The sequence below is a fragment of the Streptomyces sp. NPDC002851 genome, from assembly GCF_053591935.1.
In genome coordinates, this window is record NZ_JBSFUT010000012.1 from 144,239 (window position 1) to 168,873 (window position 24,635).

At 71.4% G+C, this 24,635-nt stretch carries 20 protein-coding genes; 4 read left to right on the forward strand and 16 right to left on the reverse strand.

All coding sequences use genetic code 11. The annotated features are described in order from the left end of the window. Positions 1–56: 56 nt before the first annotated feature. The 5 genes from ACWD10_RS15490 to ACWD10_RS15510 all read right to left on the reverse strand — a co-directional run bounded on the left by ACWD10_RS15490 (position 57) and on the right by ACWD10_RS15510 (position 3,963). The gene (locus ACWD10_RS15490; protein ID WP_451090994.1) at positions 57–728 is read right to left on the reverse strand and encodes a histidine phosphatase family protein; all 672 of its coding nucleotides are present in this window, start codon (positions 726–728) and stop codon (positions 57–59) included. Then, entirely contained in the window at positions 725–1,177 is a 453-nt protein-coding gene (gene rsfS / locus ACWD10_RS15495; RefSeq protein WP_451090996.1) for a ribosome silencing factor, read from the reverse strand. Before rsfS ends, ACWD10_RS15490 begins: the two co-directional genes overlap by 4 nt. A gap of 104 nt (positions 1,178–1,281) precedes the next feature. Then, entirely contained in the window at positions 1,282–3,006 is a 1,725-nt protein-coding gene (locus ACWD10_RS15500) for an LCP family protein (protein WP_451090998.1), read from the reverse strand. A gap of 17 nt (positions 3,007–3,023) precedes the next feature. Then, entirely contained in the window at positions 3,024–3,695 is a 672-nt protein-coding gene (nadD, locus tag ACWD10_RS15505; protein WP_451091000.1) for a nicotinate-nucleotide adenylyltransferase, read from the reverse strand. Between the two features lie 103 nt (positions 3,696–3,798). Continuing rightward, positions 3,799–3,963, reverse strand: coding sequence for a hypothetical protein (locus ACWD10_RS15510; protein WP_451091002.1), 165 nt, complete (start codon positions 3,961–3,963; stop codon positions 3,799–3,801). Between the two features lie 332 nt (positions 3,964–4,295). On the opposite strand from ACWD10_RS15510, the gene ACWD10_RS15515 reads away from it, so the two are divergent. Beyond that, entirely contained in the window at positions 4,296–5,468 is a 1,173-nt protein-coding gene (locus ACWD10_RS15515; RefSeq protein WP_451091004.1) for a M48 family metallopeptidase, read from the forward strand. A 67-nt stretch (positions 5,469–5,535) separates the two neighbouring features. On the opposite strand, the gene ACWD10_RS15520 is transcribed toward ACWD10_RS15515, so the two are convergent. From ACWD10_RS15520 to proB, 5 genes are all read right to left on the reverse strand, one after another. After that, positions 5,536–6,627, reverse strand: coding sequence for an SCO2583 family membrane protein (locus tag ACWD10_RS15520; RefSeq protein WP_451091006.1), 1,092 nt, complete (start codon positions 6,625–6,627; stop codon positions 5,536–5,538). A gap of 68 nt (positions 6,628–6,695) precedes the next feature. After that, entirely contained in the window at positions 6,696–7,370 is a 675-nt protein-coding gene (locus ACWD10_RS15525; RefSeq protein WP_451091008.1) for an SCO2584 family spore wall biosynthesis protein, read from the reverse strand. A 119-nt stretch (positions 7,371–7,489) separates the two neighbouring features. After that, positions 7,490–8,761, reverse strand: coding sequence for a glutamate-5-semialdehyde dehydrogenase (locus tag ACWD10_RS15530; RefSeq protein WP_451091010.1), 1,272 nt, complete (start codon positions 8,759–8,761; stop codon positions 7,490–7,492). Positions 8,762–8,988: 227 nt separating this feature from the next. After that, a complete protein-coding gene (locus ACWD10_RS15535; RefSeq protein ID WP_451091012.1) occupies positions 8,989–9,522 on the reverse strand; it encodes a hypothetical protein in 534 nt (177 codons plus the stop codon). 155 nt (positions 9,523–9,677) lie between these two features. After that, complete coding sequence (gene proB / locus ACWD10_RS15540; RefSeq protein WP_451091086.1) at positions 9,678–10,784, reverse strand: glutamate 5-kinase; 1,107 nt, start codon at positions 10,782–10,784, stop codon at positions 9,678–9,680. A gap of 258 nt (positions 10,785–11,042) precedes the next feature. Between proB and ACWD10_RS15545 the strand changes: the two genes are divergently transcribed. Continuing rightward, positions 11,043–12,179, forward strand: a complete 1,137-nt coding sequence (locus ACWD10_RS15545) for an acyltransferase family protein (protein ID WP_451091014.1) — start codon at positions 11,043–11,045, stop codon at positions 12,177–12,179. Positions 12,180–12,322: 143 nt separating this feature from the next. Next, positions 12,323–14,404 carry a hypothetical protein gene (locus ACWD10_RS15550; protein ID WP_451091016.1) on the forward strand — a complete coding sequence of 694 codons (2,082 nt, stop codon included), beginning with the start codon at positions 12,323–12,325 and terminating at the stop codon, positions 14,402–14,404. A gap of 117 nt (positions 14,405–14,521) precedes the next feature. Here the strand turns inward: ACWD10_RS15550 and obgE are convergent, their stop codons facing one another. From obgE to ACWD10_RS15575, 5 genes are all read right to left on the reverse strand, one after another. After that, a complete protein-coding gene (gene obgE, locus ACWD10_RS15555; RefSeq protein WP_451091018.1) occupies positions 14,522–15,967 on the reverse strand; it encodes a GTPase ObgE in 1,446 nt (481 codons plus the stop codon). Between the two features lie 204 nt (positions 15,968–16,171). After that, the gene (gene rpmA, locus ACWD10_RS15560) at positions 16,172–16,429 is read right to left on the reverse strand and encodes a 50S ribosomal protein L27 (protein ID WP_451091020.1); all 258 of its coding nucleotides are present in this window, start codon (positions 16,427–16,429) and stop codon (positions 16,172–16,174) included. A 14-nt stretch (positions 16,430–16,443) separates the two neighbouring features. Then, positions 16,444–16,764, reverse strand: coding sequence for a 50S ribosomal protein L21 (gene rplU, locus ACWD10_RS15565; RefSeq protein ID WP_451091022.1), 321 nt, complete (start codon positions 16,762–16,764; stop codon positions 16,444–16,446). Positions 16,765–17,031: 267 nt separating this feature from the next. After that, a complete protein-coding gene (locus tag ACWD10_RS15570) occupies positions 17,032–21,138 on the reverse strand; it encodes an Rne/Rng family ribonuclease (RefSeq protein ID WP_451091024.1) in 4,107 nt (1,368 codons plus the stop codon). A 234-nt stretch (positions 21,139–21,372) separates the two neighbouring features. Then, on the reverse strand, positions 21,373–22,164 hold the full coding sequence (locus ACWD10_RS15575; RefSeq protein ID WP_451091026.1) for a TIGR03936 family radical SAM-associated protein: 792 nt from the start codon (positions 22,162–22,164) through the stop codon (positions 21,373–21,375). Positions 22,165–22,402: 238 nt separating this feature from the next. Between ACWD10_RS15575 and ACWD10_RS15580 the strand changes: the two genes are divergently transcribed. Continuing rightward, positions 22,403–22,603, forward strand: coding sequence for an antitoxin (locus ACWD10_RS15580; RefSeq protein ID WP_451091028.1), 201 nt, complete (start codon positions 22,403–22,405; stop codon positions 22,601–22,603). 42 nt (positions 22,604–22,645) lie between these two features. On the opposite strand, the gene ACWD10_RS15585 is transcribed toward ACWD10_RS15580, so the two are convergent. Next, positions 22,646–24,595 carry a TIGR03960 family B12-binding radical SAM protein gene (locus ACWD10_RS15585; RefSeq protein ID WP_451091030.1) on the reverse strand — a complete coding sequence of 650 codons (1,950 nt, stop codon included), beginning with the start codon at positions 24,593–24,595 and terminating at the stop codon, positions 22,646–22,648. Positions 24,596–24,635: the final 40 nt, after the last annotated feature.

Sequence of the window (24,635 nt, forward strand, 5' to 3'; positions counted from 1 at the left end):
TTAGCCGGTGACCTGCCGGAAAGTGAAATCCGGGTCGGCCCCTGCTCGGAAGGTGCTCAGGAGTCGTCGCCGAGGACGGGTTCCGGCAGCGTGCCCGCGTTGTGCTCCAGGAGCCGCCAGCCGCGGGCGCCCTCGCCGAGGACGGACCAGCAGCAGTTGGAGAGGCCGCCGAGCCCTTCCCAGTGGTGGGCCTCCAGGCCGAGGAGCCGGCCGATGGTGGTGCGCAGGGTGCCGCCGTGGCTGGCGACGACGAGGGTGCCGCCGTCGGGCAGCTTGTCGGCGTGGCCGAGGACGACCGGGGCGGCGCGGGCGGCGACCTCGGTCTCCAGTTCGCCGCCGCCCCGGCGCACCGGCTCGCCGCGCTTCCACGCGGCGTACTCCTCGCCGTACTTCGCGATGATCTCGTCGTGCGTGAGGCCCTGCCACTTGCCCGCGTAGGTCTCCCGCAGGGCCTCTTCGTGGGTGACGTCGAGGCCGGTGAGCGCGGCGAGCTCGGCGGCGGTGGCGGCGGCACGCTTGAGGTCGGAGGCGACGATCGCGTCCGGCTTCAGGGAGGCGAGCAGGCGGGCCGAGCGACGGGCCTGGGCGGCACCCTCGTCGGTCAGCGCTATGTCCGTGTTGCCCTGGAAGCGGCGCTCCAGGTTCCAGGAGGTCTGGCCGTGCCGCCACAGGATGATGCGGCGTCCCCGGCCCCCGCTCGCGTTCAGGAACACCTGGTGCGAGCTCACCGCGGGCCGCCCGCGGATGCTCCGGCGTCCCTGGCCTCCCCGCCGTCCTCGGCCACGGCGGCGGCGTGCTTGCCGCGGGTGGCCTGGGCGTCGGCCGGAAGGTCGAGCTCGGGGCAGTCCTTCCAGAGCCGCTCGAGGGCGTAGAAGACGCGCTCCTCGCTGTGCTGGACGTGCACCACGATGTCGACGTAGTCGAGCAGCACCCAGCGGGCCTCGCGGTCGCCCTCGCGGCGCACCGGCTTGGCGCCGAGTTCCTTGCCGAGCCGCTCCTCGATCTCGTCCACGATGGACTTGACCTGGCGGTCGCTGGGGGCGGAGGCCAGCAGGAAGGCGTCCGTGATGGCAAGGACGTCGCTTACGTCGTAGGCGATGATGTCGTGCGCGAGCTTGTCGGCTGCCGCCTGCGCGGCAACGTTGATGAGCTCGAGGGAGCGGTCCGTCGCGGTCACTACGAGGCTTTCTTTCGGTGGTCAGTACTCCCCAAGGGTCTCACGGACAGCTGTCGGCACCCCAAACGATTACCGGGGTCACCCGGCGGGGGTGCGGATCGGGCCTACCCGGCCGGGGTGTAGTCCGTGCCCAGGACCACCGCGATGTCCGCGTTCGCCGCCACCTTGCCCTTGCGTACGGCGGTCGCGGGCAGGTCGAGGGTCTTGGCGACCTCCACGGCCTCCGCCTTGCGGGACTCGTCGGCGTAGCTGACCCGTGAGGTGGCGGTGCCCGAGGGGCTGCCCTGGACCACGGTCCAGCCGCCGTTGACCAGGGAGACCCGGGCGCTCTGCGCGGCCTGCTCGGTGCCGGAGAGCTTCACGCGGACCGCGGCGCCCTGCTCGGGGGCCTTGACCTTGCCGCCGAGGACGTCCTTGACGACGCGGTCGGTCGCCTGCGCGGAGAGCGTGCCGTTCTGGCGTACCGGAAGGACCGAGGTCTTGTAGTCGCCGGTCTTGGCGTGCCCGGCCAGCTTGGCGAGGGAGGCGCCGAGGTCCTTCTCGGTCAGCGACGGGTCCAGGATCTGGGTGAGCGTCTCCACGGTGACCGTGGCCGCCTGCGGGTCCGACGAGATCTTCCGCAGGACGCCCTGCATGACCGCCCCGAACCGCTCCAGCTGGGCGCTCTCGCTCTCGCCGGGCGCGCGGTAGGTGGCGTACGCGACCGCCATCGGACCGCTCAGGGTCTGCTTCTCGCCCTTGTTGACCAGCGGTGCCTCGCCCTTCCGCTTCGCCTTCGGGTCGGGCACGTCGGTGTTGGTGTCGATCTCGATGTCCCCGACGGTCTCCACCAAGGTGTCGAGGTAGGGGGTGTCGAGCCGCCAGGTGCCCTCGATGCGGGTGCCGAGCAGCGTGTTCAGGGCGTCGCGGGTGCCGCCCGCGCCGTCGTCCTCGACGGACTTGCCCAGGGTGGTGGCGGCGCCGTCGTCGTCCGTGACGGCCAGGGCGTTGGGCAGCAGGATCGTGGTGCCCTGTCCTGTAGTGGCATTGTCGACGAGCAGGGCCGTGGAGGTGCCGCCCTGCTTGGTGTTGTGCAGATGGACGACGATCACGTCCCGCTGCTGCGGCCCGGAGGCGGCGGGTCCGCCGGTCTCCTTGTCGGAGACGCCGGGCAGCTTGCCCGCGGACCAGAGGTAGCCGACACCGCCCACCACGGCGAGGACGAGCACCACGGCCAGGGCGATCATGCGGTTGCGGCCGCGGCGCTTGGCCTCCTCGCGGCGCTCGGTGCGGGACTCGGTGAATTTCAGCCAGTCGATGACGTCTTCGGACTCCTCGTCCGGTTCGTCGATGAACTGGAACTGTTCGGTGCGGTAGTCCTGCTCGGGGCGGTGCTGCTGCTCCTGCCGGTGCTGCTGCTCGGTGCGGTGCTGCTGCGGCATCCGGGGCGACGGCTGCTGAGCACCTTGCTGGGCGCCGTACTGGCTGTCGTACTGGGTGGTGTCTCGCGGGGCGTCGTACGTCGTGCCGTGCGCGGTGTTGTACGACGTCTCGTACGACGGGTCACCGCCGTACTGCCGCTCGTACGCCCCCTCGTAGCGCGGGGCCGTTGGGGCCGTTGAGCCGTAAGGCCGCTCATACGCCTGGGCGGGCTGCTGCGGGGGGACGGGGGGCTGCTGGCCGGTGCCCGTGGCGGCGCCGTAGGGGTCGTAGCCGTAGCCCTGGGACTGCTCCGGCTGCTGCTGCGGTGCGACCTGGCGGTAGACCGGCTGCCCGTGCTCGTCGTAGCCGACGATCTCGTACGGGCCTGCGGCGTACGGGTCGTAAGGGTCGTACTGTCGGTCGTTCACCGGGTGCCCCTCTCGGCTCACTCGCCGCGGTACAGCTCGCGCTTGTCGATGTAACGCACCACGCCGTCCGGCACCAGATACCAGATGGGCTCGCCCTTGGCGACCCGCGCCCGGCAGTCCGTCGAGGAGATGGCGAGCGCCGGCACCTCTACAAGAGAGACGCCGTCCTCGGGAAGGCCGGGGTTGTTCAGCGCGTGGCCGGGCCTGGTCACGCCGATGAAGTGCGCGAGGGAGAACAACTCTTCCGTGTCCCGCCAGGTGAGGATCTGGGCGAGGGCGTCGGCGCCGGTGATGAAGAAGAGGTCCGTGTCGGGGTTGAGCGCGCGCAGCTCACGCAGGGTGTCGGTGGTGTACGTCGGGCCGCCGCGGTCGATGTCGATGCGGCTCACCGAGAACTGCGGGTTCTCCGCGGTGGCGATGACCGTCATCAGATAGCGGTCCTCGGCCGGGGAGACATGCTCATGACTCTTCTGCCACGGCTGGCCGGTCGGCACGAACACCACCTCGTCGAGGTGGAACTGGGCGGCGACCTCGCTGGCCGCCACCAGGTGCCCGTGGTGGATCGGGTCGAATGTTCCACCCATGACGCCGAGGCGGCGCTTGCCCGTGCTGATCCTGCCGCTGAGCTCGCCGCTCACCGTGCCGGGGCTCTCGCCGGCCGGGCCGGTCGGCATGTCCTGCTCTCCCATGCGTGCAGACCCTACCGGCCCGCCCGGCCGGCCCCGCTGTCGGCGGTCGACGGCGGCGCGGGCTCCGGTGCGGGCGGGCGGTCGGGCGTCGGTGCCCGGGACCTCAGCGGTCGCGGTTGAAGCGGGTGGTCACCCACAGCAGCAGGAGCAGCACGAGGAGTGCGCCGCCGCCGGTGAGGTACGGGCTGATGCTGTCGTGTCGGCCGCCGTGCTCGCCGCCCTCGGAGGCGAGGGTGACCAGCTGGGCTGCGGTGGTGTGGAGGCTCATCGTCGACAGGACCTATCGGGTGGGAGCGGGCTTGAGACTTCGGGCACATCGTATGCGGGCGGTTCCGGGGCGCCCACGCCGACTCGGGATTCCCGGGTCGGAGCCGGGCCACCTGGGGCGGGCACCTACTCGTCGGCGTCGGAATCGCGCCCGTAGCCCCGCCTTCAAGTGTGCTGCTCCGCCACGGTAGGCCGCGCCCCGAGCCGCCCCGGCAACGCCCCTGGGACCACACCGTCCCGGGTTATCCACAGGCCCCGGCACCGGGGAACCGTACCGCCTAGGCTGGGCGTTGCCAGGGGGGCGAGACCACTCGCAAAGATCAGGGGGCGACCATGACCGAAGAATCCGGAAGCACCGGCAGCAGCGGAACCAACGGCGGCGGAAGCGGAGCCGGGGGCGACGACCGCCTGCCCGGCCGCACGCGCCGACGCTTCCCCGGGATCTCCTCCCGGGCGTACGAACATCCGGCGGACCGCTCGGCTCTGGTGGCCCTGCGCAAGCTGAGCGGCTTCGACACCGTCTTCAAGGCACTCAGCGGACTGCTCCCGGAGCGGAGCCTGAGGCTGCTGTTCCTGTCGGACTCGGTGCGGGTGAGCGACGCCCAGTTCGCCCACCTCAACTCCATGCTGCGGGACGCCTGTTACATCCTGGACCTGGAGAAGGTCCCGCCGATGTACGTCAACCAGGACCCGGTGCCGGGCGCGATGTGCATCGGTCTCGACGAGCCCATCATCGTCGTCACCACGGGTCTGGTGGAGCTCCTCGACGAGGAGGAGATGCGCGCGGTCGTCGGCCACGAGGTGGGCCACGCCCTGTCGGGGCACGCGGTGTACCGCACGATCCTGCTGTTCCTCACCAACCTGGCGATGAAGGTCGCCTGGATCCCGCTCGGGAACGTCGCGATCATGGCGATCGTGACCGCGCTGCGCGAGTGGTTCCGCAAGTCGGAGCTGTCCGCCGACCGCGCGGGCCTCCTGGTCGGCCAGGACATACAGGCCTCGATGCGCGGCCTCATGAAGATCGCTGGTGGCAACCACCTGCACGAGATGAACGTGGACGCGTTCCTGGAACAGGCCGAGGAGTACGAGGCGGGCGGCGACCTGCGCGACTCCGTGCTGAAGATCATGAACGTGCTGCCGCGCTCCCACCCCTTCACGACGGTGCGCGCCGCCGAGCTGAAGAGGTGGGCGGAGTCCCGGGACTTCCAGCGGATCATGGACGGCCATTACCCGAAGCGGGACGAGGACAAGGACACCTCGGTCTCCGACTCCTTCCGCCAGTCGGCGAGCAGCTACGCGAGCGATGTCCGCAGTTCCAAGGACCCGCTCATGAAGCTGGTCACGGACATCGCGGGCGGCGCGGGCGACCTCGGCGGCAAGCTGCGGGACAAGTTCACGGGCGGGACTTCCGGCCCGGGTTCCGGCTCGGGTTCTGGCTCCGGCTCCGGCTCCGGCTCCGGCTCCGGTCACAGCGACGATACGGACGGCGACGGTCCGGGCAAGTGAGCCCTGCCCTGGCCTTGGCTATAGCCCCGGGTCAGGTCCCGGGCCAGGTCACGGACCAAGTCCCGACCTAGGCCCCAGGCCCGTCCCCCGAAGGCTGTGCGGACGGTGCCAGCGAGCCGCACAGGGCCGCCGGGTTGTCCGTCGCGTAGGGGTTGGTACCGGCGGGGGCGCCGTCCTTCGCGGTCTGGCCGGCGAGCAGGGGGTGCAGCCGGGCCGCCGAGTCCGTGCCGCAGGCGAGCGGTCCGGCCTGGACATAGGAGGTCACGAGCTGGGCCTGGTGCAGCCGTACGTTCTCGGTGTCGAAGCGGAAGTGCAGCTCACGCCGGACGGTGAACAGGGAGGCGGGTCCATCGTCGTCTCCGGCCGGCCGCAGGGCGTAGGCGAAGGTGTGGTCGGAGGTCACCTCCAGGACGTCCCGCTCGGTCTCGGTGACGTTCAGGACACCCGAGACCCGTACCTGCGTATCGGCGAGCTCGGTCTTCGCCGGGTCGAAGCGGATCAGCCAGCCGGGGGTGGCGTGCCGACCGTCCGCCGCGGGCTGGTCGACGCTCTGGTCGAACTGCGCGTGCTGGTCCGGGTCGACGAGCATGCGCACCGGCCGCACGGTCTCGCCGGTCAGCACCTTCGGGTCGAGAGAGGAGGCGACGAGATAGTCCTTGACGGTGGTCAGGGCGGACATCACCTGGCTGTCCGAGAAGTGCGCGGTGCGACGGGCACCGGGCAGCGTGATCCCGGCGGCGCCGCTCTTGAACTCGGCGGCGGGGCTGCGCGCGAAGAGGTCGTCGGGCTTGTCCGCGCCCGGCACCGGGCCCTGCGGGACCAGTGGGATCACGGTGGTGCGCAGCGGGTCCGCGGGGCGGCCGGTGGGCTGCTGGTACGGGTGCCGGACGCCCATGTAGATCGCGGTGCCGAAGGCGACGGCTATGAGGAGGATGAGGATGAGGGCCTGACGAGAGAGCTTTCCGGCCGCCTGCCCAGGGCGTCCCGGGCGGCGGCGCACGGCCGGGGCGTGATCGGTGATGCGCTCCTGCGCGGAGGACTCCTGGAGGGGCGCAGCGCTGACGAACGACTCGTCGAAGACGACGGATCGATACTCTTCGTCTCCTCCACCGGGGACGCCTTCGGGTGTGCCCTCAGGTGGGTCTCCAGTCCCGGCCATACTTTCAGGGTAGGTCCGTGAAGCGGAACGTAAACGCCCAGGTACGCGACAACTTGCGCGGGCCGGGATCAGGGCCCCGGGGACCGTGCGGTGACCGGTGGCGCGGAGTAATCGGCCGAGGTGGAAGGGCCGGTTCCGAGGGTGGGCCGAGCACCTGCCGTGGGCTCGACGCCGGTGGTGGCGGGCGGCGGCACCCGGTCCTGGCGGCCCGCGGAGGCGCCGCGGTAGACGGCGCTGAAGGCCAGGGCGACCATGCCGACGCCCATGACTACAGCGAGTACCCAGGCGACGGGGCGGTGCCAGCGGGTGTGGCCGCGGCGCGCGTAGCCGTCGTCCAGGAAATCGGGGTCGTACGGGTCGTGGAACTCCGGGTCGTGGCCGAAAGCGCCATGACCGTAAGGATCGTGAACGCGGCCACGGGATCCGCGGCCGCGCGCGGCACGGCCGTCTGCCGCGTCCCGGCCGCCGCCCGCCGGGTCCGCGGGGTCCGCGGGGTCCGTCGGGTCGGCGGGGTCGTCGTCGGAGGGGGTGCGGCGGCCGTGCAGCCGTTGCTCGGCCTCCGCGCGTGCCTCGGCGGCGGCCAAGAGCCGTTCCACGGCGGTGGGTTCATGGATTTCGGCGGACCGGACGAAGCCCTCGTCGAAGACCACGGAGGCGAACTCGTCGTCCGCGCCCCCGCGGTCGTGGTCGTCGTCGGGCTCCCAGCCGTCAGGGAACGGCGAGCCCCCCACGTCCTCCGGCACGGCTCCAGAGTAGACCTGAGGGGTCAATTTGGGCAGAGAGTAAGGGAATTCACCGCCCGGCCCATCCGTACAAATGGGCCGGGGCCGTCAGCGGGCGCCGTCGTCAGCAGATGTCGCCGTCAGCGGGTGTGGCCGTCGCCGGTGACGATGTACTTCGTCGAGGTCAGCTCGGGCAGGCCCATCGGGCCGCGGGCGTGCAGCTTCTGCGTGGAGATGCCGATCTCGGCGCCGAAGCCGAACTGGCCGCCGTCGGTGAACCGGGTCGAGGCGTTCACGGCGACCGTCGTGGAGTCGACGAGCTGCGTGAAGCGGCGCGCGGCGGGCTGCGAGCCGGTGACGATCGCCTCGGTGTGGCCGGATGTCCAGCGGCGGATGTGCGTCACGGCGGCGTCGAGGGAGTCGACGACGGCGGCCGCGATGTCGTACGAGAGGTACTCGGTCGCCCAGTCCTCGTCGGTGGCGGGCACTACGGAGGCCTTGGTCTCCTTGGCATACGCCTGGACCCGGTCGTCGGCGTGCACGGTCACGCCCGCGTCGGCGAGAGCGTCGAGGGCGCGCGGCAGGAACGCGGCGGCGATGTCCTGGTGCACAAGGAGCGTCTCGGCGGCGTTGCAGACGCTCGGGCGCTGCGCCTTGGAGTTGACGAGGACGGAGACGGCCATGTCGAGATCGGCGTCCGCGTCCACGTACACATGGCAGTTGCCGGTGCCGGTCTCGATCACCGGGACCGTGGACTCCTCGACGACGGTACGGATCAGGGAGGCGCCGCCGCGCGGGATCAACACGTCGACCAGGCCGCGGGCGCGCATCAACTCCCGTACGGAGTCCCGGGATTCGCCCGGCACGAGCTGCACCGCGTCGGCCGGGAGCCCGGCCTCGGCGACGGCGTCGCGGAGCACCGCGACGAGCGCGGTGTTGGAGTGGTACGCGGAGGACGAGCCACGCAGGAGTACGGCGTTGCCGGACTTGAGGCAGAGCGCGGCGGCGTCCGCGGTGACGTTGGGCCGGGCCTCGTAGATGATGCCGACGACGCCGAGCGGGACCCGGACCTGGCGCAGGTCGATGCCGTTGGGCAGGGTGGAGCCGCGGACGATCTCGCCGACCGGGTCGGGCAGGGCCACCACATGGCGTACGTCCGCGGCGATGGCGGCGACGCGCTCGGGGGTGAGCGTGAGCCGGTCCACGATCGCCTCGCTGGTACCGGCCTCCCGGGCCTTGGTCACGTCCTGCGCGTTGGCCTCGACGATCTCCGCGGTACGGGCCTCGAGGGCGTCGGCCATGGCGAGCAGCGCGGCGTCCTTGGCGGAGCGCGGCAGCGGGGCGAGCTCGGCGGCGGCGGTGCGGGCACGGTGGGCGGCCTGGGCGACGGGGGTGTGGTCGGCTTGCGTCATGCTTCGCAGGGTAGTCGGGCGGGGAATGGCGTCCGCCGGGTATCCCGTACTGCGAGACGGGGGTGCGCCTCGTTTTTTCTTCCCCAGTCCCGCCCCTTCCCGTAACTGGGGCCCGCGGCGAAGCCGCTAATGGATGCAGCGCCCCCAGACCCCCGCTCCTCAAACGCCGGAGGGGCTGGTTTCGAAGCCGAAGGGGCTGGATCAGAAGCCGGACGGGCTGAAAACTCTCAGAACGGGTGCACCCCGACCCGAGCCGCCGGAGGCGGCCCGTACCCCTCCGCTATCCGCTGGTGGTACGTCTGCCGGTCGATGACCTCGAGGCCCACGATCTCCCACGGTGGCAGCTGGGCCGTCTGTCGGTGTTCGCCCCAGAGGCGGAGCGCGACCGCGGCCGCGTCGTGCAGGTCGCGGGCCTCCTCCCAGTAGCGGATCTCCGCGTGGTCCGCGGCGTACCGGCTGGTGAGCAGGAACGGGTGGTCGTGCGCGAGCTGTTCCAGGGAGCGGCGGACGTCGGGCAGCGGTGCCGCGGCCCCGGAGACGCTCAGCGTGACGTGCCAGAGCCGGGCCTGCTCGGCCCGCGCGCCGGATCCATCGGCCGACCTGCTGCCCTGCGGGGTGGCGCGGCCCGCGGGGCCGGTGGTGTCCGCCGGGCTGCCGGTGCCGGTCCCCACGTCCGTGCCGTTCCGGCTGTCGCCCGTCTTGACACTGGTCAGCGTCCGCTCAGCTCCTCGGGGCGCGGCCCCCGGGCGCGCTCGTCTCACCGGCGGCCTCCTGCTCTGCGTTCGTCGTGCGGCCCTGCCCCGCAACTCCCCGCAACAAAGTTGACCAGCCCTCGCGGCTCCGCGGGGCGGTTTTACGGAAGGTCACTCAGGACGAGAGGGTCATTTCGGCCGGATTTACGGGGCAGTCGGCCGGATTACCGGTGCAGGATGACCAGATCGTCCCGATGCACGACCTCGCGTTCGTACGCCGGGCCGAGCTCCTTGGCCAGATCGCGGGTCGACCGTCCGAGTAGCTGCGGGATCTCCTTGGCGTCGAAGTTGACCAGGCCGCGGGCGACCGGGTTCCCCTCGGCGTCCCGCAACTCCACCGGGTCCCCGGCGCTGAACTCGCCCTCGACCTCCTTGATCCCGGCGGGCAGCAGTGAGGTGCGCCGCTGGGTCACCGCGCGTACCGCCCCGTCGTCCAGGACGAGCGCGCCCTGCGGCGTCGAGGCGTGCTGGAGCCAGAGCAGCCGCCCGGCCGAACGGGGTCCGGTGCTGTGGAAGTACGTGCCGGTGGGGCGGCCCGCGAGCGCGTCGGCGGCGTGCACGGCGGAGGTGAGCACGACCGGAATACCGGCCGCCGCCGCGATCCGGGCGGCCTCGACCTTGGTGACCATGCCGCCGGTGCCGACACCCGCCTTGCCCGCGTTGCCGATCTGGACATGCGCTATGTCGTCGGGGCCGCGTACCTCCTCGATCCGGGAGCTGCCGGGCTTGGCCGGGTCGCCGTCGTACAGGCCGTCGATGTCGGAGAGGAGCACGAGCAAGTCGGCCTTGACGAGGTGGGCGACGAGCGCGGCGAGCCGGTCGTTATCGCCGAAGCGGATCTCGTCGGTCGCGACCGTGTCGTTCTCGTTCACGAGCGGCAGCGTGCCCATGGCGAGCAGCTGGTCGAGGGTGCGCGAGGCGTTCCGGTGGTGGGCGCGGCGGGCCATGTCGTCGCTGGTGAGCAGGACCTGGCCGACGCGTACGCCGTACCGCGCGAGGGACGCCGTATAGCGGGCCACGAGCAGCCCCTGTCCGACGCTGGCCGCGGCCTGCTGGCGGGCCAGGTCGCGCGGGCGGCGGCGCAGGCCGAGCGGGGCGAGCCCGGCGGCGATGGCGCCGGAGGAGACGAGCACTATTTCCTTCTCGCCGCCGCTGCGCACCTTGGCGAGCACGTCGACGAGCGCGTCCACGCGGTCCGCGTCCAGGCCCCCGGACGCGGTGGTCAGGGACGAGGACCCGACCTTCACCACGATCCTGCGCGCCTCTGCCACGGAGGCCCGGTGGGCCGTCCCTTCCTTCTGACTTGCGCCTGACACCTCGTACGTCCTCATGGGCTGTGTGCCGCGGCGGTGTTCTGCCGCCGCGATCCGATCTCCCGACCTGCGCAATCTACGCGAGGAAGGCCGTGTCGCGCCCGCACATTCCGAGGGGCGGAACGGGGCCGGGCCCGCACGTCCGGGACCTTCGACTCCGACGCGCGGGGACTTCCGGCGTCCGGGTGCGGCGGGATGGTGCGTAGGGTCACGTTTGTGTCCCTCTCCGCACCGGCGGCGAAGGTCCGGCGCACCCTGGCGAAGGCCGCCCCTTCGAAGCCCGCCCCCTCCAAGATCGCCACTCCGAAGACCGCAAACGCCGCCGCGAGTCGCGACCCGTTCTTCGACAACTCCAAGTTCCTGCTGATCGCCCTGGTGGTGTGCGGTCACAGCTGGTCGCCCGTGCAGCACGACATCCCGGCGGCGCGGGCCCTGTACTCCACGGTCTATCTCTTCCATATGCCCGCGTTCATCCTGATCTGCGGCTATTTCTCGCGGGGCTTCGCCGGCCGCCCGGAGCAGCTCAGGGCCTTGGCCACCAAGGTGCTCGTGCCGTATCTGCTGTTCCAGACCGCGTATCGGGGCCTGGAACGATGGATCGACGGCGGGCCCTTCGAGATCCAGCCCACCGAGCCGACGTACATGCTGTGGTTTCTGCTCGCGCTGTGCCTGTGGCGGCTGAGCGCGCCCCTGTGGCAGGCGGTGCGCTACCCCGTCGCGATCGCCGTGCTCGTCTCGCTCGCCGCCGGGACCACCCGGATGGGATACGACCTGGCGCTCCCCCGGGTCCTGATGTTCCTGCCCTGGTTCGTGCTCGGCCTGCGGCTGCGGCCCGAGTACTTCGCACGCCTGCGCGTCCCCGCGGTGCGCCGCGCGGCGCCGGTGCTTTTCGCGGCGACGGCCGCGGCCGCCTACTGGCTGGCCCCACACCTGAACACCGACTGGTTCAACATGCGGGACAGCAATACCGACCTGGGGGTGTCGGTGCCCGTCTATCTGGGCGTGCGGGTGCTGCTGTTCGTTCTGTCGGGTGCGCTGGTGGCGGCCTTCTTCGCGCTTGTGCCGACGCGCACGACCCGATTCACGGCGCTCGGGGCGGTGACGATGTTCCCGTTCCTCGCACACGGTCTGGTGATCCAGACGGCGGAGAAGTACGACCTCGACGTCCTGGCCGGGCAGCTTGGCGCCGGAGCGGCGCCGCTACTCGCCGTAACCGGGCTCGGTCTGACGCTGCTGCTCTCCAGTACGCCGGTCCGGCGCGTCCTGCGGCCGCTGGTGGAGCCGCGGTTCCGCCGATCCACCGGATCCGCCGAATCCACCGAAGACGACCGCAGGACCTCCGGGGTTCAGTGAATTTGCCCAGAAATCCGGTGATTGATGTCACCGGAGATTGCTAGGCGGACACAGAAAGTCATACGGTCAGGGGTCAGCCTCCCCCCACAAGGCAGACTCTTCCGCCTTCCCCCCCTCATTCGATCAGCCAGGAGCCCCAGCCCGTGCCCTCCGCCGGACTCGCCCCCCGCCGCCTTGCGCAACTAGCCGCGCTGCTGATGATGTTCGTGTTCTTCACGGCCCAGCTGACCGGCGCACTCCTGCCCAGCCTGCCGGTCTTCGTGATCGCCGGTGTCGGCGGCCTGGCCCTGGACACCTACCTGCAGCACAAGCAGCCGGGCCTGCTCGCTCTCCTCGCGAGAATCCACTTCGACGTTCCGGTACGTCAGCTCCTGCGGGACATGCTGATCGTGGTGGGTCTGCTCCGGCTGCCCGGCATCGACCCGCTCAAGGAGCAGGCGCCGGTCACCATCGCGCTCCTGGCCTTCCACGTGCTGCACTTCATTTGCCAGGCCCTGGCCGTCCTGGTCCGCCGCAGCCGCCAACTGCCGTTCCTCACCCGGAACATCGACACCTCGGCGCTCCACCTGTCCGCGGCCCCGCCGCGCATCCTGGCCCGCCGCCAGGCGCACCGCCTGCTCATCTTCTCGGCCCCGGCCACGCTCGGTCTGCTCGGCTCGGCGATCACCAGGACCGTGTACCCGGGCGCCATCGGCGTCGGCATCGCGCTCGCCCTGATGGGCGGCGGCACCGTCTACCTGGCCACCTGGCTGCTGCCGAAGAACCGCAAGGTCAGCGACGCCAAGGCGATGGAGTGGCTGAGCTCCTGGCTGGCCGAGTACCAGCCGACCGTGGCGATGTACTTCTCCGGCGGCACCACGTCCGCGTACCAGGCGAACATGTGGCTCTCCACCCTCGCCGCCGTCGACGGCAAGCCGCTGATCGTGCTCCGCGAGCGCTTCATGGTCCGCAAGATCGACGCGACCGACGTGCCGATCATCTGCGTCCCCAAGGTGGCGAACATGTTCGCCCTGGAGGACTCGACCCTGAAGATGATGCTGCACCCGGCGAACGCCGCGAAGACCTCCCAGGTCCTGCGCATCCCCACGGTGAAGCACGCCTTCATCAACCACGGCGAGAGCGACAAGCTCTCCTCCTGCAACCCGTACGCCAAGGCGTACGACGAGGTCTGGGTCGCGGGCCCGGCCGCCCGCGAGCGCTACCAGCTCGCCGAGATCGGCGTCGAGGACAAGGACGTCGTCGAGGTCGGCCGCCCGCAGCTCGCCCCCATCCGCCCGTACGCGGGCCCGCCCACCGGCGCGTACACGACCGTCCTGTACGCCCCCACCTGGGAGGGCTGGGACGGCAACCCCGGCAATACGTCGGTGGTCCTGGCCGGCGAGAACATCGTCCGGCACCTGCTCGCCGACGACAACGTACGGCTGCTCTACAAGCCGCACCCGATGACCGGCTCCCAGGACCCGCGCGCGGGCGCCGCCGACAAGCGCATCCGTGAGCTGATCCGGGAGGCCAACGCCCAGCGCTCCGGCGACCGTCCCGGCCCCGAGGCCGCGCGGGAGCTGGCCGACCGCACTGCCGAGCTCGACCGCCTCACCTCGTCCTCCTTCCGCCCCAGCGCCGACATGATGGAGCGGATGATGCTCCAGGGCGCCCCGGACGGCGACCGCCAGGCGGCCGTGGCCGAGGCGACGGCGGCCTGGGAGGCGGCGTTCTGGGCCTCGTTCCCGGAGTGGGAGCACCAGATCATCACCGGCCCGCGCCCGGCGATCTTCAACTGCTTCAACCAGGCGGACCTGCTGATCAGCGATGTCTCCTCGGTGGTCTCGGACTGGCTGAACAGCGAGAAGCCGTACGCCGTGGCCAACACCTCCGGCATGACGGAGGACGACTTCCGGACGGGCTTCCCGACGGTGCGCGCGGCCACCATCCTCACGCCGAAGGCGGAGGGCGTGCCGGAGCTCCTGGAGTCGGTACGCCACCCGGAGAAGGACCGCTTCGTGGCGGAGCGCACCGAGCTCAAGAAGCACCTGCTCGGCCCCTCGGACCCGCCGTCCCTGGACCGCTTCAACGCCGCCGTACGCGCCCTGTGCGCCAAGGCCGACGACCGCCGCGCCCGCATGGCCTCCCGCATGGCCACGGATATCCCGACCCAGCGCTTGGGCGACGAGACGGAGCCCGTGGACGCCGGGGACCAGGAGTCGGAGCAGGACACAGCGGACGCCTAGGCGTCGTCTGTGGGCACAGCCCACGGCGCCAAGTACGCCAACGGCCGGCCTACGGCAACACCAGAGGGCGGCACCCGAATCACTCCGGGTGCCGCCCTCTGGTCGTACCGCCGAGGATCAGAACGGCTTGAACTCGTCGAACTCCTGCTCCGACTCGTCCCGCTCCGCCTGCTTGTCGCGGCGCCGCTGGGCCGCAGGCCGAGGCGCCTCGAAGCGGTGGTCCTCGCCGCGGCGGCCGAGCATCTCCGCGCCGGACGCCATCGTCGGCTCCCAGTCGAACACGACCGCGTTCTCCTCCGGGCCGATGGCCACGCCGTCGCCGGAGCGGGCGCCCGCCTTCATCAACTCCTCTTCCACACCAAGGCGGTTGAGGCGGTCCGCGAGGTAGCCCACGGCCTCGTCGTTGTTGAAGTCGGTCTGCCGCACCCAGCGCTCCGGCTTCTCGCCGCGCACCCGGAAGAGCACCTCACCGTCGTCGCCCTCGCGCGTGACCGTGAAGCCCGCGTCGTCCACGGCCTTCGGGCGGATCACGATCCGGGTCGCCTGCTCCACCGGCTTGGCCGCGCGGTCGGCCGCGACCAGCTCGGCGAGCGCGAAGGACAGCTCCTTCAGGCCGGTGTGCGCCACCGCGGACACCTCGAAGACGCGGTAGCCGCGCGCCTCCAGGTCCGGGCGGACCAGGTCGGCCAGGTCCTTGCCGTCCGGTACGTCGATCTTGTTGAGGACCACGACGCGGGGCCGGTCGTCGAGACCGCCGTACTGCGCCAGCTCCTCCTCGATGACGTCGAGGTCGGAGGCAGGGTCGCGCTGTGACTCGAGCGTGGCGGTGTCCAGGACGTGCACGAGCACGCTGCACCGCTCCACGTGCCGCAGGAACTCGAGGCCGAGCCCCTTGCCCTTGCTGGCGCCCGGGATGAGCCCCGGCACGTCGGCGATGGTGTAGACGGTGGCACCGGCCGTGACCACGCCGAGGTTGGGCACGAGCGTCGTGAACGGATAGTCCGCGATCTTCGGCTTGGCGGCACTGAGCACCGAGATCAGCGAGGACTTACCGGCGCTCGGGTAGCCGACGAGCGCCACGTCCGCGACGGTCTTCAGCTCCAGGACGATGTCGTCGGTCTTCCCGGGCTCCCCGAGCAGCGCGAAGCCGGGCGCCTTGCGGCGGGCCGAGGCGAGCGCGGCGTTGCCGAGGCCGCCGCGGCCACCGTCGGCGGCGACGTACGAGGTGCCCTGGCCGACCAGGTCGGCGAGGACGTTGCCCTGCTTGTCCAGGACCACGGTGCCGTCCGGGACCGGCAGGATCAGGTCCTGGCCGTCCTTGCCGGAGCGGTTGCCGCCCTCGCCGGGCTTGCCGTTGGTGGCCCGGCGGTGCGGGCTGTGGTGGTAGTCGAGCAGCGTGGTCACGGACTGGTCGACGACGAGGATGACGTCGCCGCCGCGGCCGCCGTTGCCGCCGTCCGGGCCGCCGAGCGGCTTGAACTTCTCCCGGTGTACGGAGGCACAGCCGTGACCTCCGTTACCCGCGGCGACATGGAGCTCGACGCGGTCCACGAAGGTGGTCATGGTTCAGTGCCTCCAGCAATGCCAGGAAAAACAGGGAAACGGTAAAAACAGGGAAAAACGAGAAATGCGTACGCGTTTGTCTCTCTGGATAACGCGTCGAGGGCGGACCCGCTTCCCGTACGCAAGCCGTACCGGAAACGAGGTCCGCCCTCGGAAGTTCGCTGGAACGCGCGAGCCGTCAGAACTCGCTCTGCGGTGCCGTGATTACTCGGCGACCGGAGCGATGTTGACGACCTTGCGGCCGCGGAAGGTGCCGAACTGCACCGCACCGGCCTCCAGCGCGAACAGGGTGTCGTCGCCGCCGCGGCCGACGCCCGTGCCCGGGTGGAAGTGGGTGCCACGCTGGCGGACGAGGATCTCACCGGCGCTGACGACCTGACCGCCGAAGCGCTTCACGCCGAGCCGCTGAGCGTTGGAGTCGCGACCGTTCCGAGTGGACGATGCGCCCTTCTTGTGTGCCATCTCTCTTCAGTCCCTTACTTCGCGACCGCGGGGATACCGGTGACCTTGATCGCCGTGTACTGCTGGCGGTGGCCCTGGCGACGGCGGTAACCGGTCTTGTTCTTGTAGCGCAGGATGTCGATCTTCGCGCCCTTGTGATGGTCCACGACCTCGGCCTGGACCTTGATGCCGGCCAGGACCCACGGGTCGCTGGTCACGGAGTCGCCGTCGACAACGAGCAGGGTAGAGAGCTCTACCGTGTCGCCAACCTTGGCGGTGGAAATCTTGTCAACCTCAACGATGTCGCCGACAGCAACCTTGTGCTGGCGACCACCGCTGCGCACGATGGCGTACACGCGGATCTCTCTTTCGCTCGATATCGGACCTCTGATGCCAGCCGCTCACACGGCCCCATGGACAGCGCCCCGGGGTCGATGATCCTTCGGTGGACGAGCGGCCTCTCCCGGGCCTTTCGCAAGGTCCGGCAGGTAGGTGCTCAGAGGTGGGCGTACAGACGCCGACGGTCAAGATTACGGGGCTGCGGCCGAACGGGTCAAACCGGCCCCGGGGCCGGTGCCGCCGTGTGGACACGGAGGCACCGGCTGCCCGTTGGACGGAAGCGCTCAGCTGCCGCCCGCCGAGGCGGAGACGGAGGGCAGCGCCTGCTGCTCGGCCGCCGCCGTCTTCGTCTTGCTGGTGGTGCTCTTCTTCGTGGCCGCCTTGGTGGCGGTCTTCTTCGCCGCCGTCTTCTTGGCCGCCGTCTTGGTGGTGGCGGCCTTCTTGGCGGTCGTCTTCTTGGCCACGGTCTTCTCGGCGTCGGTCTTCTCGGCCGTGGTCTTCTTGGCCGCCGTCTTCTTCGTGGCGGCCTTCTTGGCCGTGGCCTTCTTCGCCGACTTACGGGCTGCCGCCTTCTTGGCCGGAGCCGCTTCGGCCTCCGGGGCTTGTGCCGCAGGGGCTTCAGCGGGGGCCGGGGCCTCCGCGGGGACGACCACGACGGCCGCCTCCTCGGACGCCGTGGGCGCCGCGGCCTTGCGCACCACGCGGCGCCGGGGCCGGGCGGGTGCCGCGGGCTCGGCGACCGCGGCCTCCGCGGCCACGGGCTCGGCGGCTACGGGCTCGGCGACCGGCTCCGGCTGTGCGGCAGGGGCCTCGACCGGTTCCGGCGCACGCGCGGGTGCGACCTCGGCCTCGGCCTCGGCGGGCTTCGGCGATCCGGCAGGCGCCGTCGCCTTGCGCGTCGCACGGCGGCGGGTACGGGGCTTGGGAGCCTCCTCGGCCGCCGGGGCCACGGGCTCCGCCGGGGCGGCGGGAGCCTCGACGACCGGCTCGGCCTTGGCCGGGGCCTCGGTGGCCTCGGCCGCCGCCACGGGAGCGGCAGGAGCGGCCGCCTCCGGCTGCGGCTTCGGGGCACCCGAGGGCGCCGTCGCCTTCCGGGTGGCCCGGCGACGCGACCGGCCGCGCGCACCGGCCGCCGCGGCCTCCGCCTCGGCGGCGCTGCCGTACAGCTCCTCGTCCGGCCGGAACTCGGGCTCGGCCAGCTTCACCGGCGCCGCGGCCGCGGCCGCGACCTCCGCCTCGGTCTCGGCGGCAGCGGGCTCCTTCGCGGCGGGCTGCTCCGGCTTGGCCGGTGCCTCGGGCACCTGCTCGGCCTGGGCACCGCGGCCGCGCTTCTTCCGCTTGCCACCGCCACCGACCGCGGTCGGCTGCTCCATGTGCACGATCAGGCCACGCCCGTTGCAGTGCACACAGGTCTCGGAGAAGGACTCGAGCAGCCCCTGCCCGACCCGCTTCCGGGTCATCTGGACGAGGCCGAGCGAGGTGACCTCGGCGACCTGGTGCTTCGTACGGTCCCGGCCCAGGCATTCGAGCAGGCGCCGCATCACCAGGTCCCGGTTGGACTCCAGGACCATGTCGATGAAGTCGACGACGACGATGCCGCCCAGGTCACGCAGGCGCAGCTGGCGCACGATCTCCTCGGCCGCTTCGAGGTTGTTCCTCGTCACGGTCTCCTCGAGGTTGCCGCCCTGGCCGGTGAACTTGCCGGTGTTGACATCGATCACGACCATCGCCTCGGTCTTGTCGATGACCAGCGAGCCGCCGCTGGGCAGCCAGACCTTGCGGTCCAGGGCCTTCATCAGCTGCTCGTCGATGCGGTACGTCGCGAAGACGTCGACCTCGGACGTCCACTTCTGGAGCCGGTCGACCAGGTCGGGCGCGACGTGCGAGACGTATCCGTGGATGGTCTCCCACGCCTCGTCACCGCTGACGACGACCTTGGCGAAGTCCTCGTTGAAGATGTCCCGGACGACGCGGACCGTCATGTCCGGCTCGCCGTAGAGCAGGCTCGGCGAGCTCGTCGACGCCTGCTTCGACTTCTTCTGGATCTCTTCCCACTGCGTCTGGAGGCGCTCGACGTCGCGCCGCAGCTCGTCCTCGCTGGCGCCCTCGGCGGCGGTGCGCACGATGACGCCCGCGTCCTCGGGGACGATCTTCTTGAGGATGGTCTTGAGGCGGGACCGCTCGGTGTCGGGCAGCTTGCGGCTGATGCCGGTCATGGAGCCCTCGGGCACGTACACGAGGTAGCGGCCCGGCAGCGACACCTGGCTGGTCAGACGGGCGCCCTTGTGTCCGATCGGGTCCTTGGTGACCTGTACGAGGACGGACTGCCCGGACTTCAGGGCGGACTCGATCCGGCGCGGCCCGTTGGCCATGCCGAGCGCCTCGAAGTTGACCTCACCGGCATAGAGCACCGCGTTGCGGCCCTTGCCGATGTCGATGAAGGCGGCCTCCATCGACGGCAGTACGTTCTGCACCTTGCCCAGGTAGACGTTGCCGACGTACGAGGTCGACTGCTCCTTGTTGACGTAGTGCTCGACGAGGATGTTGTCCTCGAGCACGCCGATCTGGGTGCGGTCGCCGTTCTGCCGGACGATCATCTCCCGGTTGACCGCCTCGCGGCGGGCCAGGAACTCGGCCTCGGTGATGATCGGCACCCGGCGGCGGCCCTGCTCGCGCCCCTCGCGGCGGCGCTGCTTCTTGGCCTCCAGACGGGTCGAGCCCTTGATGGACTGCACCGCGTCCTGGAAGTCCGACGGCTCGGACTCCTTCTTCGCCCGCGGCTCGCGGACCTTGACGACCGTACGCTCCGGGTCGCCCTCGCCCGGCGCGGTGTCGGGGGAGGTGTCACCCGCGCGGCGACGGCGCCTACGGCGGCGACGGCTGCTGCTCGAGCCGCCCTCGCCGCGCTGCTCGTCGCGCTCGGCCTCGGCTTCGGCGCCTTCGTCCTCGGCCTGCTCGGCAGCTCCCTCTTCGGCCGACGCTTCCTGCGCGGCCTCTTCGGCGGTCTGCTCCTCGGCCTCGTCGTGCTCGGCGGCCTCGCCGCGGCGGCGGCGACGGCCTCCACGGCGGCGGCGACGGCCCTGGCGGCCGCCCTGCTCGTCGGCCTCCTCACCGGCGGCCTCGGCCTCCGCGGACTCGGGCTCGGGCTCGGCCTCGGCGGGCTCCTCGGGCTCCTCTACGGCGGCGGGCGCGGCGGCCTGCTCGGCCTGCTCCGGCTGCTCGGCCTTACGACGGCGGCGACGGCGCGGACCGGTGGTCGGCTCCGCCTCGGCGGCCTCGTCAACGGCACCACCGGAACGGTCGGCGCTGTCGGCCTCGGCCGCGGCGGCGGCAGCGGCGGTCTCCGGCGTCTGGAACATCGGCTCCGTGAAGACCGGGGCCTGGAAGACGGCCACGGCGGGGCGCCGCGGACGCCGCTCCTCCTCGGGCTCCTCCTGCGCGGCGGGCGCGTCCTGCGGCTCGGTGAAGAGCGCGGACTTCCGCGTGGTCCGGCGACGGCCACGCTTCGCGGGCGCGGGCTCCTCGGCGGGCGCCTCCGTGACGGGCTCGGCCTCGACCGGGGCGGCGGCAGCGGCCGGGGCGGTCTCCTCGACACTCTGCTCGGCCGCGACGGCCTCGGGGGCGCTGGTCTTACGGGTGGCACGGCGCCGGGTCCGCTTGGGGGCGGCCTCCTCGGCGGGCGCGGCAGCCGGGGCCGGGGCCTCGGCGGGGGCCTCTGCGACAGCCTCGAGCGGTGCGGCAGGAGCGGCCGGAGCAGCCGGAGCGGTCTCCTCCGCGGACGGCTGCGGGGCGCCCGCGGGGGCGGTGGCCTTGCGCGTGGCGCGGCGGCGGGTACGGCGCGGTGCTTCCTCGGCAGCGGCGGCGGGCTTCTCGGCCTCGGCCGGCGCGGCGGTCTCGGTGATCGCGGGGATCTCGGTGGCAGCGGCCGCCTCGGCGGGCTCCGTGCTCTCGGTGGTCACCTCGGCGGTCTCCGTCTCCGTACCGGCCTGCTTCGGCGACCCGGCGGGCGCGGAGGCACGGCGCGTCGCCCGGCGCCGGGTGCGCGGAGCGGGCTTCTCTGCGGCCTCTTCGACGGAGGCTGCCTCAGTGGTCCCGGTCGTGGCGGCTTCCTCGGCCTCGTCCACGACGACGGCGTCACCGGACTCCACGGCGTCACCCGACTCCACGGGGTCCACGGACGCCACAGGGTTCGCGGACGCCACAGGGTCCACGGGGTCGATCGGATCCGCCGGATCGGCGGGGTCCAGGGCAGCGGCGGCCGTCGCGGACGGCGGCCCCGCGGGGCGCGAAGCGGCGCGGCGCCGACGGCGCGGCGGCAGCTTGTCGCCAGGGGCGTTGTTGCGGTGACTCTCAGGTTCCCCGGTCACACCGGGTTCGTTCGGCTCGAGCATGCGGGCGGTTCTCCCGTCGGGCTCCCGGGCGCCGCGCCTGGTCCGGGTGACGTCCGCGGCCACCGCATGCTGGGCGGGGCCGCCGTCCGGGGCGCGGGCGCCGCACGGGAGCTCTCTGTGTCTGTCTCGCCGGTTCCGGTACGCGATGTACGTACGGCCTGGCGAAAGTCCTGGTTGGTGCGCTGCCCGACCCAGGTGGCTCCCGAGTACCAGGGCTGCGCGCGACGACCGTCCTTACGCGGAGCCTTCCTGCACCTGCGCTGCCGCGGCGGTCGGTCCGGCGGCCCCTGAGCGATCGGCCGGGGCGGCCGTGACTGCCTCGCGGTCGGGCGCGAGCGGGTCGGTCACCGTGCCGGTCTCGTCATCGAAAAGCCCCTGCGCCAGCCTGGTCACCGCTGCGGGGACCGGCGGCGCCAGGTCGGCCACAGCTCGGAGACCGGACAGGACGTCGTCGGGTCGAACGGCAGGCGTCACGTGCCGAACAACCAGCCGCAGTATCGCACAGGGCCCGTCCACCGGCCTATCAGCATGTGGACGAAGGGCCTCGAGCGAGGCCACGGCGGCGCGGGCGTCGAAGCTGCGCATGCCGTTCTTGGTGCGCCGCTGCACCTCCACCGACTCGGCCGCGAGGAAGGCGTTGGCGGCCTTCTCGGCCTCCTCGACCGTCACACCGTCGAGCCGGAGCTCCCACACGGAGGCCTGGAGCCGGTCGGCGAGCCCGGAGGTGCGGGCCTCGACGGCGTCGGTGATGTCAAGGCCCGTGGGCAGTGACGCGTCGAGCAGGTCCCCGAGCCGTTCCGGGTCGCGCTGTTCGACGAGGGCGATCTCCAGGTACTCGGCTTCGCTGCCCGTGCCGGTGGGTGCGGCATTGGCGTACGACACCTTGGGGTGCGGGGTGAAGCCCGCCGAGTAGGCCATGGGGACCTCGGCGCGACGCAGGGCGCGCTCGAAGGCGCGCTGGAAGTCGCGGTGGCTGGTGAACCGGAGGCGGCCGCGCTTGGTGTAGCGCAGTCGGATGCGCTGCACCGCGGGTGCGGGCGGCGGGCCTTCGGGCTGTCGCTTGCCCAGTGTCGTTCAGTCCTTCGTGATCTTCGGCAATGCGTGAGTCGTAGCTGTGTCAGCTGCGTCCTGCTACCAAGAGTACGTGTCCGGCGCTCCCCCGGTTCCCGCCGGGGCGGAAGCGCCCCGGGCTCCCAGCGGATGCAGTGTGCGCGGTGGACGGCGATCCTGTAGTGGTCCGGATATCTCGCCAGGGAGGTCCACGATGTCCATGATGGACAAGCTCAAGAGCATGCTGAAGGGCCATGAAGCGCAGGCCGGAAAAGGCATCGACCAGGGCGGCGACATGCTCGACGAGAAGACCCGGGGCAAGTACAGCAGCCAGGTCGACACCGCCCAGGACAAGCTCAAGGGGCAGCTGGGAGCGGACCGGGACCAGGGAGAAGAGCGGCCGCCGCAGTCCTAGCGCATAGCGCGTGCGGCCGCCCCGAAACCGTCCCGCCCGCGGTCAGCAGCCGTTCCCGCCGCCACCCGCGTTGACCACGCTGAGCGGCAGCAGCTTCTTGCCGGTCGGCCCGATCTGGATGTCCAGGTCGAGCTGCGGGCACACGCCGCAGTCGAAGCACGGGGTCCAGCGGCAGTCCTCGACCTCCGTCTCGTCGAGGGCGTCCTGCCAGTCCTCCCAGAGCCAGTCCTTGTCGAGGCCCGAGTCCAGGTGGTCCCAGGGCAGGACCTCTTCGTAGGTGCGCTCGCGGGTCGTGTACCAGTCGACGTCCACGCCGTACGACGGGAGCGTCTTCTCGGCGCACTGCATCCAGCGGTCGTACGAGAAGTGCTCGCGCCAGCCGTCGAAGCGGCCGCCGTCCTCGTAGACGGCGCGGATCACGGCGCCCACGCGGCGGTCGCCTCGGGAGAGCAGGCCCTCGACGATGCCGGGCTTGCCGTCGTGGTACCGGAAGCCGATGGAGCGGCCGTACTTCTTGTCGCCGCGGATCTTGTCGCGCAGCTTCTCCAGGCGCGCGTCGGTCTCCTCGGACGACAGCTGCGGGGCCCACTGGAAGGGCGTGTGCGGCTTCGGCACGAAACCGCCGATCGACACGGTGCAGCGGATGTCGTTCTTGCCGGAGACCTCACGGCCCTTCTGGATCACGGACGTTGCCATGTCGGCGATCTGGAGGACGTCGTCGTCGGTCTCCGTCGGCAGGCCGCACATGAAGTACAGCTTCACCTGGCGCCAGCCGTTGCCGTACGCCGTCGCGACCGTCCGGATCAGGTCCTCTTCCGAGACCATCTTGTTGATGACCTTGCGCATCCGCTCGCTGCCGCCCTCGGGGGCGAAGGTCAGGCCCGAGCGGCGGCCGTTGCGGGTCAGTTCGTTCGCGAGGTCGACGTTGAAGGCGTCCACGCGGGTCGACGGGAGCGACAGGCCGATCTTGTCGTCCTCGTAGCGGTCGGCCAGGCCCTTCGCGATGTCGCCGATCTCGGAGTGGTCGGCGGAGGAGAGGGAGAGGAGGCCGACTTCCTCGAAGCCCGTGTTCTTCAACCCCTTGTCGACCATCTCGCCGATGCCCGTGATGGAGCGCTCGCGCACCGGGCGGGTGATCATGCCGGCCTGGCAGAAGCGGCAGCCGCGCGTGCAGCCGCGGAAGATCTCCACGGACATGCGCTCGTGCACGGTCTCCGCGAGCGGGACGAGCGGCTGCTTGGGGTACGGCCACTCGTCGAGGTCCATGACCGTGTGCTTGGAGACGCGCCACGGAACGCCCGACTTGTTCGGTACGACGCGGCCGATGCGGCCGTCCGGCAGGTACTCGACGTCGTAGAAGCCGGGGACGTACACGCCGCCGGTCTTCGCCAGACGGAAGAGCAGCTCCTCGCGACCGCCCGGGCGGCCCTCGGCCTTCCACGCGCGGATGATCTCGGTGATCTCCAGGACGGCTTGCTCACCGTCACCGATCACGGCGCAGTCGATGAAGTCGGCGATCGGCTCGGGGTTGAAGGCCGCGTGGCCGCCCGCGAGGACGATCGGGTGGTCCTCGGTCCGGTCCTTGGCGTCCAGCGGGATGCCCGCGAGCTCCAGGGCCGCGAGCATGTTGGTGTAGCCGAGCTCGGTGGAGAAGGAGAGACCGAAGACGTCGAAGGCGCGCACGGGGCGATGCGAGTCGACGGTGAACTGCGGCACGTCGTGCTCGCGCATCAGCGCCTCGAGGTCCGGCCACACGCTGTAGGTGCGCTCGGCGAGGACGCCCTCACGCTCGTTGAGCACCTCGTAGAGGATCATGACGCCCTGGTTCGGCAGACCGACCTCGTACGCGTCCGGGTACATCAGCGCCCAGCGGACGTCGCACTCGTCCCACGGCTTGACGGTGGAGTTCAGCTCGCCGCCCACGTACTGGATCGGCTTCTGTACGTGCGGGAGAAGCGCTTCCAGGCGCGGGAAGACCGACTCGACAGGCATGGTGGTGTCTCTCATGACGCTCGGCAGGGGCTGACAGGGC